This window comes from Vibrio misgurnus, from assembly GCF_029635775.1.
GTDB lineage: Bacteria > Pseudomonadota > Gammaproteobacteria > Enterobacterales > Vibrionaceae > Vibrio > Vibrio chanodichtyis.
Genome location: NZ_CP113241.1, coordinates 1,124,482 through 1,139,378 on the forward strand (window position 1 = coordinate 1,124,482; position 14,897 = coordinate 1,139,378).

11 protein-coding genes are annotated in these 14,897 nt (G+C 48.6%); 4 read left to right on the forward strand and 7 right to left on the reverse strand.

Going from position 1 to position 14,897, the window contains the following annotated elements; genetic code table 11:
- Positions 1–89: 89 nt before the first annotated feature.
- The 7 genes from asnS to pabB form a co-directional block, all read right to left on the reverse strand.
- The gene (asnS, locus tag OOK74_RS05370; RefSeq protein WP_274721954.1) at positions 90–1,490 is read right to left on the reverse strand and encodes an asparagine--tRNA ligase; all 1,401 of its coding nucleotides are present in this window, start codon (positions 1,488–1,490) and stop codon (positions 90–92) included.
- Between the two features lie 245 nt (positions 1,491–1,735).
- Positions 1,736–3,694, reverse strand: a complete 1,959-nt coding sequence (locus OOK74_RS05375; RefSeq protein ID WP_274721953.1) for a MacB family efflux pump subunit — start codon at positions 3,692–3,694, stop codon at positions 1,736–1,738.
- Positions 3,694–4,881, reverse strand: a complete 1,188-nt coding sequence (locus OOK74_RS05380) for an efflux RND transporter periplasmic adaptor subunit (RefSeq protein ID WP_274721952.1) — start codon at positions 4,879–4,881, stop codon at positions 3,694–3,696. The genes OOK74_RS05375 and OOK74_RS05380 overlap by 1 nt, the downstream gene beginning before the upstream one ends.
- Before the next feature lie 318 nt (positions 4,882–5,199).
- Positions 5,200–6,561, reverse strand: a complete 1,362-nt coding sequence (locus OOK74_RS05385) for an L-serine ammonia-lyase (protein WP_166013088.1) — start codon at positions 6,559–6,561, stop codon at positions 5,200–5,202.
- A gap of 90 nt (positions 6,562–6,651) precedes the next feature.
- A complete protein-coding gene (locus OOK74_RS05390; RefSeq protein WP_277205849.1) occupies positions 6,652–7,905 on the reverse strand; it encodes an aromatic amino acid transport family protein in 1,254 nt (417 codons plus the stop codon).
- Positions 7,906–8,207: 302 nt separating this feature from the next.
- Entirely contained in the window at positions 8,208–8,816 is a 609-nt protein-coding gene (locus OOK74_RS05395; RefSeq protein ID WP_274721950.1) for a CoA pyrophosphatase, read from the reverse strand.
- A gap of 41 nt (positions 8,817–8,857) precedes the next feature.
- Entirely contained in the window at positions 8,858–10,234 is a 1,377-nt protein-coding gene (pabB, locus tag OOK74_RS05400; RefSeq protein ID WP_274721949.1) for an aminodeoxychorismate synthase component 1, read from the reverse strand.
- A gap of 172 nt (positions 10,235–10,406) precedes the next feature.
- On the opposite strand from pabB, the gene OOK74_RS05405 reads away from it, so the two are divergent.
- The 4 genes from OOK74_RS05405 to OOK74_RS05420 all read left to right on the forward strand — a co-directional run bounded on the left by OOK74_RS05405 (position 10,407) and on the right by OOK74_RS05420 (position 14,845).
- The gene (locus OOK74_RS05405) at positions 10,407–11,924 is read left to right on the forward strand and encodes a fumarate hydratase (RefSeq protein ID WP_274721948.1); all 1,518 of its coding nucleotides are present in this window, start codon (positions 10,407–10,409) and stop codon (positions 11,922–11,924) included.
- A gap of 198 nt (positions 11,925–12,122) precedes the next feature.
- Positions 12,123–12,308 carry a hypothetical protein gene (locus OOK74_RS05410; RefSeq protein ID WP_166013083.1) on the forward strand — a complete coding sequence of 62 codons (186 nt, stop codon included), beginning with the start codon at positions 12,123–12,125 and terminating at the stop codon, positions 12,306–12,308.
- A gap of 150 nt (positions 12,309–12,458) precedes the next feature.
- Positions 12,459–13,832, forward strand: coding sequence for a YcjX family GTP-binding protein (locus OOK74_RS05415; protein ID WP_274721947.1), 1,374 nt, complete (start codon positions 12,459–12,461; stop codon positions 13,830–13,832).
- Positions 13,829–14,845, forward strand: a complete 1,017-nt coding sequence (locus tag OOK74_RS05420) for a YcjF family protein (RefSeq protein ID WP_274721946.1) — start codon at positions 13,829–13,831, stop codon at positions 14,843–14,845. The genes OOK74_RS05415 and OOK74_RS05420 overlap by 4 nt, the downstream gene beginning before the upstream one ends.
- Positions 14,846–14,897: the final 52 nt, after the last annotated feature.

Here is a 14,897-nt window from a genome sequence, read left to right on the forward strand (position 1 = left end):
TGTGGGAGAAATTCGATTCGGATAAGATCAAAAAAACCGTCTCGCAGGAGACGGTTTAACCATGTCATCAATTTATGGGTGCGCTGGGTTTAGAAGCTTGCGTTACGTGGAGTCCGTGGGAATGGGATCACATCACGTACGTTACCCATACCAGTTACGTAAGAGACCAGACGCTCGAAGCCGAGACCAAAACCTGCATGTGGTACGGTGCCGTAACGGCGCAGGTCGCGATACCAGTCCATATGCTCAGGATCGATACCAAACTCACGCATACGTGCATCGAGGATCTCCAAACGCTCTTCACGTTGTGAACCACCGATGATTTCACCGATACCTGGGGCCAATACATCCATCGCAGCGACTGTTTTACCATCTTCATTCATACGCATGTAGAAGGCTTTGATGTCTTTTGGATAGTTTTTGACGATCACTGGCGCTTTAAAGTGCTCTTCCGCCAAGAAACGCTCGTGCTCAGAAGCGAGGTCGATACCCCATTCCACTGGGAATTCAAACGTTTTGCCACAGTTTTTCAGGATTTCAATCGCATCGGTGTAATCGACTTGGGCGAAATCTGAGTCAACAAATTGCTCAAGACGCGCAATCACTTCATTGTTGATACGGTCGTTAAAGAACTCAAGATCATCACGACGCTCGGTGAGTACGGCTTTAAATACGTACTTGAGCATATCTTCAGCCAGTCTAGCGACCGTATTCAAATCAGCAAACGCGACTTCCGGCTCAACCATCCAGAACTCCGCCAAGTGACGGCTGGTGTTTGAGTTTTCAGCACGGAAGGTTGGGCCAAACGTGTATACCTTGCTGATCGCACAAGCGTAAGCTTCTGCGTTGAGCTGGCCTGATACGGTCAGGAAGGTTTCTTTACCAAAGAAATCTTGGTTGTAATCCACTTTGCCGGCATCAGTACGTGGCAGGTTTTCCATATCCAGCGTTGATACGCGGAACATTTCACCGGCACCTTCTGCATCAGAAGCGGTGATCAGTGGCGCAGAAACCCAGAAGTAGCCTTGCTCGTGGTAGAAACGGTGAATCGCTTGTGCCAAGCAGTTACGCACGCGCGCGACGGCACCGATCACGTTAGTGCGCGGACGCAGGTGCGCCACTTCACGCAGATATTCAATCGAGTGGCGAGTTTTCGCCATTGGATAAGTGTCGGCATCTTCCACCCAACCCACCACTGTAACCTTGGTGGCCGCCAGCTCAAAAGCTTGACCTGATGCGGGTGATGCGACGATTGTACCGCTTACTTCAACTGAACAGCCTGTGGTGAGCTTGAGAACTTCGTTGTCGTAATTATTCAGATTATTCGGAACCACGGCCTGAATCGGGTTGAAACAAGAGCCGTCATAGATGGCAAGAAACGAAATTCCAGCTTTGGAATCACGACGTGTGCGAACCCAGCCGCGAACAGTGACTTCACTGTCTACTGCGAGCTTGCCGCTTAGTACGTCATTTACAGGCGCGTAAGTCATGTTTATTACAGTCTCCGTTGAGATAAAGAACCACCCATTCGCTGTTGCGGCAATCATTGCGCAACAAACAGACTAAATATTGGGTGGTCGAGAGTTTTACAGATTCAACCGAACATATTACCTGTCAATTTGCTAGCTTCAACCTTTAATGTGGTTTGAATGCACAATTGTTGCCAATCTCATCGTCTTTGCGGATCAATTAGCTTTGGCGAAAGCTCGAATTAAACGGCTTATTGATCGCTAATCTACTCGCGTGCCAAGGCATCGATCGGGTTGAGTTGAGCGGCGTTGCGCGCGGGCATATAGCCAAACACCACGCCGATCAAGGTCGAGCATAAGAATGCAGAGACAATCGAGGCTCCAGAGTAGATCATGCTAAAATTGCTACCTAAACTGGCGAACAGTGTTCCGAGCAAATAAGCCAGCCCAATCCCTATGACGCCACCACACAAACAGACCAACACCGCTTCAATCAAAAATTGGCGTAAAATGTCATGTTGTCTGGCACCGACCGCCATGCGGATGCCAATTTCTCGTGTGCGCTCGGTGACCGAGACCAACATGATATTCATCACCCCAATGCCGCCGACAACCAACGAAATCAGTGCGATAGCTGAAATTAACAGCGTCATAGTGGCGGTGGTTTTTTGGATGTTTTGCTGAATGGTATCAGTATTGACGGTAAAGAAATCTTGCGTTCCGTGGCGCATCTTCAGCAGTGAGATAATTGCTTGCTCAGCGGCATTACTGGTGGTGTCATCATTGACGCGTACCGAAATGCGATCCAAATAATTTTTGCCCACCATGCGCGCGCTGACCGTGGTGTAGGGGAGCCAAATATTGAGCGAGTCACTATTACCAAATGCGCTCTCCTTAGCTTGGGTGACACCAATAATTCGGATCGGTAAGTTGCCAGCAAAAATCACTTGCCCGATCGGGTTTTGATTGGCAAACAGCACATTACGCGTGTTGTGATCAATCACCGCTTCCTGAGCTAAGCTATCAACACTGGTTTGATCCCAATATTGCCCCTCGGCCAATTGATAGCCGCGAACTCGGAAAAAATCTGCTCCCACGCCTTGAACGGAGGCGGTCACGGCTTGATTGGTGTATTTGATGGTGACTGAATTGGCTAGCGTAGGGGTCACGCTATCCACAAAGGATAAATTGGCGATCGCTTGCGCGTCCGCTGCGGTTAAAGTGCGCACCCGTGCCGAGCGCCGGTCGCCAAAACCACTGCCGGGCATCACATCAATGGTGTTGGTACCCATCGAGGCGATGCTATCGAGAATGGATTTTTGTGAACCGTTGCCCAGTGCGACCACTGAAACGACCGAGGCAATACCAATAATAATCCCTAGCATGGTGAGAAAGGTGCGTAACCGATGATTAGACATGGCCAGCAGCGCCATTTTTAGCGCTTCGGTTAACTCAGCCAATAACTTGCGACCTGCGCCAACAGTACTGGATCGCGAGCGGGTTTCGAGCGTTTCTGGTTTATTGGCTAATTGAGATGGGTGATGAGTGGTGTCGCTCAAGATTTGACCATCTTTGATTTCAATGATCCGATCCGCGTATTGAGCAATCTCCATATCATGGGTCACGATAATGATGGTATGGCCTAACTGATGCAGCTCTTGCAGTAACGCCATCATTTCTGAGCTACTTTTGCTGTCTAATGCGCCGGTGGGTTCATCGGCTAGGATCACATCGCCACCATTAATCAAAGCGCGTGCCACTGACACACGCTGCTGCTGACCACCGCTTAACTGATTCGGTTTATGCTCCAAACGATCGGCTAAGCCTAAGCGGCTGAGTAGGGTAGTGGCGCGCTGCTGACGGGATGATTTATCCAGTCCGGCATAAATCGCCGGAATTTCTACATTGCCCAGCGCGGTTAAATCCCCCAATAAGTGATAGCGTTGGAAGATAAACCCAAAATATTCACGGCGTAGTTGAGCCAACTGATCGGAATTGAGCTGTGCGGTATTGTGGCCATTAACCCAGTATTCGCCGTTGCTCGGTTGATCGAGACAGCCAAGAATATTCATTAAGGTGGATTTACCAGAGCCGGAGGCTCCGACAATCGCCACCATCTCACCGCGTTGAATGGTTAAATTGACATTATTGAGCACGCAGAGCGTCTCTTCTCCGGTGGTGAAGAGGCGGTTAACACCGCGCAAATCGAGTAAGGCTTGTGACATTAGAAACGCATCCCCGCAGGTCCCATTCGAGGGCTCGCTGACCCTGAGTTTTGGCGTGGAATACCAAGAATAATTTGATCGCCTTCTTGTAATCCCGAGGTGATTTCAGCCTGTACTTTATTATTAATTCCCACAGTCACATCACGCATCACTTGCTTACCATCGCTTAACACCGGAACTTGATAACGAGCTGCTCTACCTGGTTGGCGGATTAATACTTGAGCTGGAACGAGTAGAACATTTTCGGCTTTATTTAATACGACGGAGACTTGAGCGGTCATGCCAATGCGTAAGGTACGATCTGGATTGTCGACGTCAAATAAGCCGTGGTAATAAATCGCTTGATCATTACTGACCGCAAGATCTTTATCATTACCATCCATCAAGGTTGGGCCTGGCTCAATCGCGCGCAACGTGCTGTGATAACGTTTATTGGCGTTACCCAGAATAGTGAAATAGACCGGAAGTCCGGGTTGGACATGAATAATATCCGCCTCAGAAATTTGCGCTTTGATGGTCATTTTTTCGAGTTGAGCCAGCTCAATAATGGTCGGAGTGGTTTGATTGGCGTTAACGGTTTGCCCTTCTTCCACCGCGGTATAAACGACGGTGCCGTCTAATGGTGCTTGAATGGTGGTGTAGCCTAAATCGAGCATAGCGCTATCAACGGCGATCTTGGCTTGCTCTAATTCTGCGTTGAGTTGTTCTAATTCCGCGAGGTAAACGGCCAGCGTCGTTTCTGCCGCCTCATAATCCGCTTTGGAGCTGGCATTGGCCGATAACATACCTTTTTGGCGGGTAAATTCGGATTGTGCTTGCTTGAGCAGCGCTTGTTTGGCACGAATTTGCGCATTTAGGCTATTGAGTGAAGCATTGGCTTTTTTGAGATTGTTTTGCTGAGTGAGGCTATCGATTTGTGCCACGACATCACCTTGCTTGATCTCATCGCCGAGTGCTACGGCCAGCGTTTCAATCTGGCCTGAGACTTGTGCACCGATGGCGACCAGTTTAGAGGCTTGTACCATACCTGTCGCGAGTACACTGTATTCAATATTGCCGCGCTGTACCGCTTGAGTCGCAAAACTTGGTGGCGTTGTACGCGGATAAAAAAAGTAGCCTACGCTCGCGATGACACTCGCGAGTACGATGAATCCGATCAGTTTTGGTTTGAGTTTATGTTGAGACATGATGCCGCACACCGCCGATAATAAGCGTTAAAAAAGATGCGGTTATTTATCAATATCTACTGCGCTTAAACAAGATAGGTGCGCGTAAAACTAGGTAAAGATACGTAAAGCGAAACGAGCCGCAATAAAAAACCCAATGCAAGTGCATCGGGTTTTGGTCAAAATTAGCGATTAAAGTGCGATCCCCTTGCGACTTGAAGCAGCAGCGGTGTTGGCTAGGTTGCTTCACCCCAATCACATCGTTTGCCTATGCTGATGGGGCTCACTCACTTGCCACCTACCTGCAACGCCAAGTGGTTTGGGTATCTCTAGCGAGGATTAGCAGATCACTTTGATCGCCAAACCACCTTGCGAGGTTTCACGGTATTTGGCGTTCATGTCTTTGCCAGTTTCAAGCATGGTTTCAATCACTTTATCCAGGGACACGCGCGGCGCAGAAGAGCGACGCAGCGCCATGCGAGTTGCGTTGATGGCTTTGACCGCCGCAATCCCGTTACGCTCGATACAGGGAACTTGGACTTGTCCAGCGACCGGATCACAAGTCAAACCTAGGTTATGCTCCATGGCAATTTCGGCAGCCATACACACTTGTTCAGGGCTGGCACCTAATAGTTCGGCAAGACCCGCCGCCGCCATTGAGCAAGCGACGCCGACTTCACCTTGGCAGCCGACTTCCGCACCAGAGATCGAAGCATTACGCTTATACAAACCGCCAACGGCACCAGAGGCGGCAAAGTAACGGATGTAATCTTTCTCGGTCACGGTTTGGATAAATTTGTCGTAGTAAGCCAGCACCGCAGGAATAATGCCACAGGCACCGTTGGTTGGTGCGGTAACCACTCGGCCACCCGCGGCGTTTTCTTCGTTAACCGCAAACGCGTACATGTTCACCCAGTCCACGACGGCCATTGGATCGTTGGTGGTTTTTTCTGAGGTCAGTAGTTGTTGGCGTAGTGCGGCGGCACGGCGAGGTACCCGCAAAGGTCCAGGTAAAATACCTTCGGTATTCATCCCGCGCTCCATACACTCACGCATGGTGCGCCAGATGTTAGCGAAATAGGTCCGCACTTCTTCGTCGGAATGCATGGCTTTTTCATTGGCCATCACCAGCGTGCTGATCGAAAGACCATGTTGTTGACACTGGTTAAGTAGTTCTTCGGCTGAGCGGAACGCATAGGGTACTTGGATCAGCGATTCGCTCTCTTTACCAAAGTGTTCTTCATCAACAATAAAACCACCACCAATCGAGTAGTAAGTTTTGCTGAAGATGTTTTCATCGTTAATCCAAGCGTGGATCTGCATCCCATTTTCATGCAATGGCAGATTGGTGCGGTGGAAATTCATCCCACCTTCACGAGGAAACGAAACGGTATGACAGTGCATACCAACAGGAAGACGTTCAGTTTCTGTAACCCGAGCGATAAAGCTTGGGATCGCATCGATATCCACTTTTTCTGGCGTGTTGCCTGCCAGACCCATGATGATAGCGATATCGGTATGGTGACCTTTCCCTGTCAGTGATAGCGATCCATAAACGTCCACGGTGATTTTAGTCACGTCGCGCAATTTTCCCATTGAGCGAAGTTCGTCAATAAACTCTTTACCCGCTTTCATCGGCCCAACTGTGTGTGAACTGGAAGGGCCAACACCGATTTTATAGATATCAAATACACTAATCATTTGATTGCCTCAAAACGAAGCCCCCCCGAGATCAGGGAGGCTTTTGGTATAGTTATTTTTGTGTTTTAAGCTCAGCCGTAGCGGTTGAGATTAAAGAGCGCCGTAGACTACCGAACTAATCGCAGCCAAGCCACAAATAACGGTAAAAATCTGCACGGGTGCGGAAGTCTTGAACTTCGCCATCGCCGGCACTTTGTGCATCGCAAACACAGGCAGTAAGAACAGGATTGCTGCAATCATTGGCGCACCCATGGTTTCGATCATGCCTAAGATGCTTGGGTTAATTATAGCCACCATCCAAGTAGTGATCACGATGAAACCCAGTGATAGTTTTTCAATCTTGTTGATTGGCATATTGCTGCGTGATTTTACCAAACCGACCAAACCTTCATGCGCACCAAGGAAGTGACCAAAGTAGCTTGAAGTGATCGCCGCAAATGCCACGATAGGGCCTAAGTAAGAGATGATTGGTGAGGCGTGAGCGTTAGCAAGGTAAGACAACACCGAAATGTTTTGCTCTTTAGCCATTGCCAGTTGCTCTGGAGAGAGTGACAGTACGACTGAGAATACAAACAACATCACAAAACCCATCAGCATCATGGCGGCACCGCCAGTGATCATGTCGGTTTTTTTCACTGCATTATCACCAAACTGTTGGCGCTGCTCTTTAGAGAACTGAGAAATGATAGGGCTGTGGTTGAAGGAGAACACGATGATTGGGATCGCAAGCCATACGATAGCCGGCATTGCTGACCAGTCAGGCGCGACTTCGATCATCGACATATTCCAATCTGGGATCAGATAGAAAGAGAGTGCTAACAAAATGAATACCAATGGATAAACCATGGCAGAAGTGGCTTTCAGCATCAACTCTTTACCAAATACCACTCCAGCCGTCATCGCCACAATCAGTGAGCCTGATAACAACCAACGCGGGATCGATTCCATACCGATTTGGTTAACCAGAAATGAATCAACGGTATTGGTGATACCTACACCGTAAATCAATACGATAGGGTAGATAGCAAAAAAGTAAGCGAAAGTGATCAGGTTCGCGCCCGCTTTACCAAAGTGCTCTTCGACCGTGTCAGTAATGTCAGCCTCTGGATTTTTGGCGGAGAGTACAAAACGAGCTAAAGACTTATGCGCAAACCAAGTCATTGGCGCAGCAATTAATGCCAGGATAACTAATGGCCAGAAACCACCCGCACCGGCTTTGATCGGTAGAAATAGCACACCGGCACCAACCGCAGTACCAAATAGGGACAGTGCCCAGGTGAAATCTTTGTAGGTCCACTTACTAGCAGAACGTGCTGTAGAAGTAGCCACTGTTGCAGTATTCATATGTTTTTACTCATTTGGGGAACAGGAAATAAGTTGGAGCGCATTTTGCACATTTTTCACATCAGAAAATCAGATCTAAATCATGAATAATTACAGTTATTAAAACTTAATGCAAAAATCTATTTTTGATCACGAAATTGGCGTGCCACAGGTGAAATATGTTAATCCGATGGATTAGTTTTATTTATCTTACCAATGGGGATTCTCACTGGGCGGCTTGGCAAACGATTGCTTGTGGGTTGGGTTAGATTTTCTAATCTTATTCTAAGTGCGGTGATTGTGTTTAAAGTGATGACCTTGATTCACTGATGATGATAAATAATTTGTTTTTGTAGGGATTGGATGATTTGTGCGGTCATACCCCATATAAAATGCTGTTTATAGGGGAGAGCAAACACCCGATGGTGGTGATTTTTTAGTGCAAACCGATCGCTATACAGATTTTGCGGATCCAGTAAAAAATCGAGCGGCACTTCAAACACTTCATCGACTTCGTTGTGATCCCGTTGGACGGAATAGTCAGCGTCAATCCATGCCAATATCGGCGTGACCGCAAAGTGGCTCACAGTCACTAAGCTGGGTAACTGACCCAAGATATGGATTTTGTGTGGCGGAAGGCCAATTTCTTCATAAGCTTCGCGCTGCGCGGTGTGTTGTAACGAGAGATCGCTCGGTTCATATTTGCCGCCCGGGAAACTGATCTGCCCAGGATGATGTTTTAAATGTGCCGCGCGTTGGGTAAAAATCACTTGCAAGCCGTGTGGCCGCTCTACCACACCAATTAATACCGCTGCTTGACGCAGTGAGTCGGGCATCAAATGCGCGACTCTTAATAAGCTCTGTGGATGATAAGGCACAGGCAAATTCATCTGAAATTGTTGGATAAATTGATGGCGGCTAATGGTATGCAATCTAGACCTCTGATTGTCTTTTGGGATTAAAATACGCTTGATTAACCCGCTAACGTTGGCAAAATTCGACTCAGTTTATCCAGCGTTTCCTGGTATTCCGCTTCCGCTTGACTATCGGCCACTAAACCACCGCCAGCCCAAGCATACAACTGCTGCTGATACGCGACTAAGGTGCGGATAGTAATACTGGTATCCATGCTGCCGTGCCGACTTAAATAGCCAATCGAACCACAATAAGCGCTGCGGCGCTGCGGCTCTAACTCTTCAATGATTTGCATCGCTCGCACTTTGGGTGCACCAGTAATCGACCCCCCCGGAAAGCAAGCTCGCAGTAAATCGGCGGCTTGATAAGGCGTATCCAGCGTAGCACGAATCGTACTGACCAAATGGTGCACCGCAGGGAAGCTTTCGATAGCAAATAGCTTTGGTACTTGCACGCTACCCGGTGTCGCCACTCGGCCAATATCATTGCGCAGTAGATCGACAATCATCAGATTTTCGGCTTGATCTTTTTCGGCACTGGCGAGGTCTTGGATTAATGCGGCATCTTGGAGTGGATCATTATTACGCGGGCGAGTGCCTTTGATCGGTTTCGTCTCAATCACCCGATCGACCAGTTGCAAAAAACGTTCAGGCGAAACACTTAAAATTGCCCCTTGAGGGAGGCGTAAAAAGGCCGAGTAGGGAGCTTGATTGCCCGCTTCCAACTTCAAGTACGCTTGCCATTCACTGCCGGTGTAACTGGCTTGAAAGCGTTGCGCAAGGTTGATTTGATAACAGTCTCCAGAGCGTAAATAGTGCTGCACTTGGTCAAATTTTGCTTGGTAGGCGGCGTAACTCATATTGGCTTGCCATGGCGAGGTGAGGGCAAAATCGCTGGCGATGGTGTGATGATTGTCGCGCTGCTGGTTTAGCCAAGCCCAAGCGGATCCCACATGCTCACCAACTAGTTGTGCGCTTTGTTGCTGATGGTCGACCACTAGCGCCCAAGAGTATATGCCTACCGCCATTTCCGGCAGGGCAATATCTTGCTCCGCTAAGCTCGGAAGAGTTTCGACTCGTCGCCCCAAATCATAAGCAAAATAACCGAGCGCACCACCAATAAACGGCAGTGGAGTGGAATGGTTGAGGTTGGGTAAATATTGCTGCTGTACCTGCGCCAGTAATGCAAAAGGATCGTCTGGTGACAATGTCACCCCAGTTGGGGTGTTGATGTGCGTGTGTTCGCCAAAAGTGACTAATGTCGCGATAGGATTCGCAACCAGAATATCAAAACGACTATCCGCATGAGTCGTGGATGCTGAGCGTAGCAGCATTGCCCAAGGTTGCTGTTCAATCGCTGAAAAAAATTGTTTAGCAATATCAGGTTGATAAGTTAATTTTTTGTGTTCAATTGGCAAGGTTTGCTTGATCTTCATTTGCGTAATTTGTGACAGAGAGACGATTGATGGCGTAGCATCGTTGGAAAAGCAAGAGTATCATAAAATTCTCATACAAAGCTGCTACTTAGCGAGTTGTCGTCTGCTTTTGTTTTGCTACGGTACTCGGCTTGGTGGCAGTACATGGAAGAAGACAATAATGAGGCAAGCAATGACGGTAATACGCAAGCAAGATGTGATCAGCAGTGTTGCTGATGCGCTGCAGTACATCTCCTACTATCACCCATTAGATTTTGTACAAGCCCTAGAAAAAGCCTACCAACGTGAACAAAGCCAAGCGGCGAAAGATTCGATCGCTCAAATTTTAATTAACTCGCGCATGTCTGCAGAAGGGCATCGACCGATTTGCCAAGATACCGGGATCGTCACTTGTTTTGTGAATATTGGTATGCAGGTGCAGTGGGATTCGACCGATATGACGGTGCAGCAAATGATTGATGAAGGGGTGCACCAAGCCTACACCAATCCAGATAATCCGCTGCGTGCTTCGGTATTGATGGATCCCGCTGGTAAACGAATTAACACCAAAGACAATACTCCTGCGGTAGTACACATTACTATGGTGCCTGGTGATAAAGTCGAGATCCAAATTGCCGCTAAAGGGGGCGGTAGTGAAAATAAAACCAAGATGGTGATGCTCAATCCATCGGATGATATTGCCGAATGGGTAGAAAAAACCGTGCCGTTGATGGGCGCGGGCTGGTGTCCTCCGGGTATGCTTGGAATTGGGATTGGTGGCACCGCTGAGAAAGCTGCGGTACTGGCTAAGCAAGCATTAATGGAAGATATCGATATTGATGAGCTGATTGAACGTGGCCCACAAAATTCTGAAGAAGCGCTGCGATTGGATATTTTCAATCGAGTCAATAAACTGGGGATTGGCGCGCAAGGCTTAGGTGGGTTAACCACAGTCGTGGATGTCAAAATCAAATCCGCGCCTACCCATGCGGCGTCTAAACCGGTATGCATGATCCCCAACTGTGCGGCTACCCGTCATGTGCATTTCACTTTAGATGGCAGCGGCCCAGCTGAGCTTACTCCGCCAAAATTGGAAGATTGGCCACAAATCACTTGGCAAGCCGGGGCCAATACGCGCCGGGTCAACCTTGACACCATTACGCGTGAAGAGATCCAAACATGGAAAACCGGTGAAACCGTATTGCTGTCTGGTAAGATTTTAACTGGGCGTGATGCGGCGCATAAACGCATTCAAACCATGTTGCAACAAGGGGAAAAATTGCCGGAAGGGGTCGATCTGAAAGGTAAGTTTATCTACTACGTTGGCCCTGTCGATGCGGTACGTGATGAAGTGGTTGGCCCAGCAGGCCCGACTACCTCAACCCGGATGGATAAATTCACCGATATGATGCTCGAAGAAGTGGGCGTAATGGGCATGATTGGTAAAGCGGAACGTGGCCCTGCTACCGTTGAATCGATTAAAAAGCACAAAGCGGTTTATTTAATGGCGGTCGGTGGTGCGGCTTATTTAGTCGCGAAAGCGATTAAGAAAGCGCGCGTGGTGGCGTTTGAAGATCTCGGTATGGAAGCGATCTACGAATTTGAGGTGGAGGATATGCCAGTCACTGTCGCCGTCGATTCGCGTGGCGCTAATGCACATCAAATTGGCCCTGATACTTGGCGAGTCAAAATCGCGCAAGCGGCCCACTAACGGAAGATTGACACCTAAACTGTTGGCAAACCATCACTCAGGTGCAACATTGGTTGCACCTTTTTACTATGATTTTCTTCTTGGTATTTTCTGCTTGGCATTCTGTTGCTAATTGAAACGACGGCGGTGTTGTCGACCTACAATACCAACGGGTTTCGGTATACAATCAACTTATTCTTGATCCCTAAGGAGTTATAAATGCCTCGTTTTATCCAGATCCTACAAATCATTATTGCGCTGGTAATTGTCTTTTTTGTTGGTACTGATCTTATTTTTAACGGTATCAGCATTTTCAATGACAAATACGTCACCATTACTTGTGGCTTATTTGTGTTGCTCGAAATTGCCCTATTTGCGATCTATAAACTGATTGAACAAGACTAATCTCGATGGTTCGTCTCTGGCCCACTTTAGTCGCGCCGAATCCGTGTAGATACGATCAGAAAGAGCAACCTTAGCCCACCACTTATCTTTGAGCCAGCTTGATCAGTACGGTATTGATTGAGCTGGTTCAAGCCTCATTTGGAGTTAGCCATGCAGCGAGTTCGTCAAGAGGTGAGCGATTTTATTCATCGTGGCCTCGATTCTCATGTCCGTCTGGCCGTAACCGGGCTTTCCCGTGCGGGTAAAACCGCGTTTATTACATCGTTAGTCAATCAATTGCTGCATACGGCAACTCATCACAATTTGCCTTTGTTATCAGCCACTCGCGAACGACGAGTGATTGGTGCGAAGCGTGTGCCGCAAAGCAACATGATGGTCCCGCGTTTTGCGTATGATGAAGCTATGGCGCAACTGCAAGCGAATCCGGCACTGTGGCCAGAGCCTACGCGAGATGTGAGTGAAATTCGCTTAGCGATTAAGTACCAGCCTAAAAAGCGCAGCAAAAAACTCTTCACCCGCACCAGCACGCTGTATCTGGATATTATTGATTATCCAGGGGAGTGGTTACTGGATTTACCGCTACTGGATATGGACTATGCCACTTGGTCGGCGCAGCAGTTCAATGCGCTGCACGGTTTACGTAAGCAGCTCGCTGCGCCATGGTGTCAAGCGGTTGAACAACTCGATGTTAGTCAAGAGGCCAATGAGCAAACCTTAGCGGATATTGCCGCGCTGTATACCGATTACCTGCATCAATGCAAAGCCAGTGGCTTGCATTGGGTACAACCAGGGCGATTCGTGCTCCCGGGCGAGCTTGCGGGCGCGCCTGTGCTACAGTTTTTTCCGTGTCTTAATGCTCCACAGCCGGCGAGCAAACAGAGTTACTATGCGCTATTGCAAGCGCGTTATCAGCAGTATCAGCATAAAGTGGTGAAAGCTTTTTATAAGCACTATTTTGCAACGTTTGATCGACAAATTGTCTTAGTAGATTGTCTTTCGCCCCTCAATGCAGGGCATGAGTCATTTTTAGATATGCGCCGCGCACTTGAGCAAATCATGCAAAGTTTTCGTTATGGACGTAGTGGCGTCTTGCGCCGCTTATTCGCGCCGAAAATTGATAAAATACTGTTTGCTGCCACTAAAGCTGACCATGTAACGCCTGAGCAACATGTCAATTTAGTCGCATTACTGCAGCAGATGATCCATCCGGCATGGCAAAACACCGCTTATGAAAATATTGAGATGAACTGCATCAGTATGGCAGCGGTACGTGCCACTGAGGCGGGTTACATTATGCAAGGCGATCGCAAAATGGCGGCGATCCAAGGCGTCAGCCTTGAGGGACAACCGCTCACTTTATTTCCCGGTGAGGTGCCGAGCAAACTGCCTGCACCTGAGTACTGGCAGCAGCCCGCCTTTGATTTCTGCGCCTTTCGGCCACTCACCATCGCCAGTGATGAACCATGTCCACACATCCGGATCGATAAAGCGCTGGATATTTTGATTGGAGATAAACTGCGATGAGCGATCTCAAAACCAAACAGATTTTTAGTCAGCCGCTGCAAGACAGTGTTGAAATTCCGACTTTCACTGCTCAACAACAATTCGATGCCCAACAAAAGTTTGTGCCTATGCCGGTTGCAGAACCGGGCGAAGAGTTCGCCGCACAAATCGAAACGATTATTCGCCCGCGCAAAGGCCGCAAATGGCTGGCGGGTGGCCTATTGGGGGCATTCAGTGGGTTGGTGGCATGGCAGGCGATCGACACATTATTGCACGCCATAAATAGTGGCGATTGGCTCAGTTTAGGTTGGACTAGTCTGGTGAGCGTGTTAGCGGCATGTGGTATTGGCGCGATCGGCAAAGAGCTGTGGAAGCTGCGCCGTTTAGCACAACATTTCAGTGTCCAGCAGCAAGCAGAAGCTTTGATTAAGCAAGATGGGGTGGGGCAAGGGCAAGCATTCTGCCAACAGCTTGCCAAACAGGGGGTTGTAAATCAGTCCGGTTATCTGGCTTGGCAAAACTCGCTCCACAGTAGCCACAGTGATGCAGAGATCATCGATTTATATGATGCTTTGGTGGTGGCAGAGCAAGATCAACAGGCCAGTCAAATTGTTACTCGTTATGCCACAGAAGCGGCAGCATTAGTGGCGATTAGCCCGTTGGCGATCGCGGATATGCTGTTAGTGGCTTGGCGTAATTTTTCAATGATTGATCAACTCGCGCACATCTATGGGGTAGAGCTGGGTTATTGGTCGCGGATCAAACTGTTTAAAGCGGTGTTGCTCAACATGGCCTTAGCCGGGGCGAGTGAGCTGGCGGTTGAAGCCAGTATTGAGCTGTTTTCAATGGATGTGGCGAAACGGGTTTCTGTGCGCGCTGGACAAGGGGTTGGGGTGGGTATTTTGACCGCGCGTTTGGGGATTAAAGCAGTGGGTTTGCTGCGTCCACTGCCTTGGCATGCAGAACGACAGCTTAAATTGAGCGCGGTGCGCAAACAAGTGATCAGTAAAGTCGCCGCATTGATCACTAAATAGACCGCGCGTGTTGAATCTACACTCATTTGGCCGGGATTGCTTGACGCCTCAG

Excerpts from the sequence above, each read along its gene's own strand:
- asnS (WP_274721954.1), bottom strand. The coding sequence starts at position 1,490 with ATGACTTACGCGCCTGTAAATGACGTACTAAGCGGCAAGCTCGCAGTA.
- OOK74_RS05375 (WP_274721953.1), bottom strand. The coding sequence starts at position 3,694 with ATGTCACAAGCCTTACTCGATTTGCGCGGTGTTAACCGCCTCTTCACC.
- OOK74_RS05380 (WP_274721952.1), bottom strand. The coding sequence starts at position 4,881 with ATGTCTCAACATAAACTCAAACCAAAACTGATCGGATTCATCGTACTC.
- OOK74_RS05385 (WP_166013088.1), bottom strand. The coding sequence starts at position 6,561 with ATGATTAGTGTATTTGATATCTATAAAATCGGTGTTGGCCCTTCCAGT.
- OOK74_RS05390 (WP_277205849.1), bottom strand. The coding sequence starts at position 7,905 with ATGAATACTGCAACAGTGGCTACTTCTACAGCACGTTCTGCTAGTAAG.
- pabB (WP_274721949.1), bottom strand. The coding sequence starts at position 10,234 with ATGAAGATCAAGCAAACCTTGCCAATTGAACACAAAAAATTAACTTAT.
- OOK74_RS05405 (WP_274721948.1), top strand. The coding sequence starts at position 10,407 with ATGACGGTAATACGCAAGCAAGATGTGATCAGCAGTGTTGCTGATGCG.
- OOK74_RS05410 (WP_166013083.1), top strand. The coding sequence starts at position 12,123 with ATGCCTCGTTTTATCCAGATCCTACAAATCATTATTGCGCTGGTAATT.
- OOK74_RS05415 (WP_274721947.1), top strand. The coding sequence starts at position 12,459 with ATGCAGCGAGTTCGTCAAGAGGTGAGCGATTTTATTCATCGTGGCCTC.
- OOK74_RS05420 (WP_274721946.1), top strand. The coding sequence starts at position 13,829 with ATGAGCGATCTCAAAACCAAACAGATTTTTAGTCAGCCGCTGCAAGAC.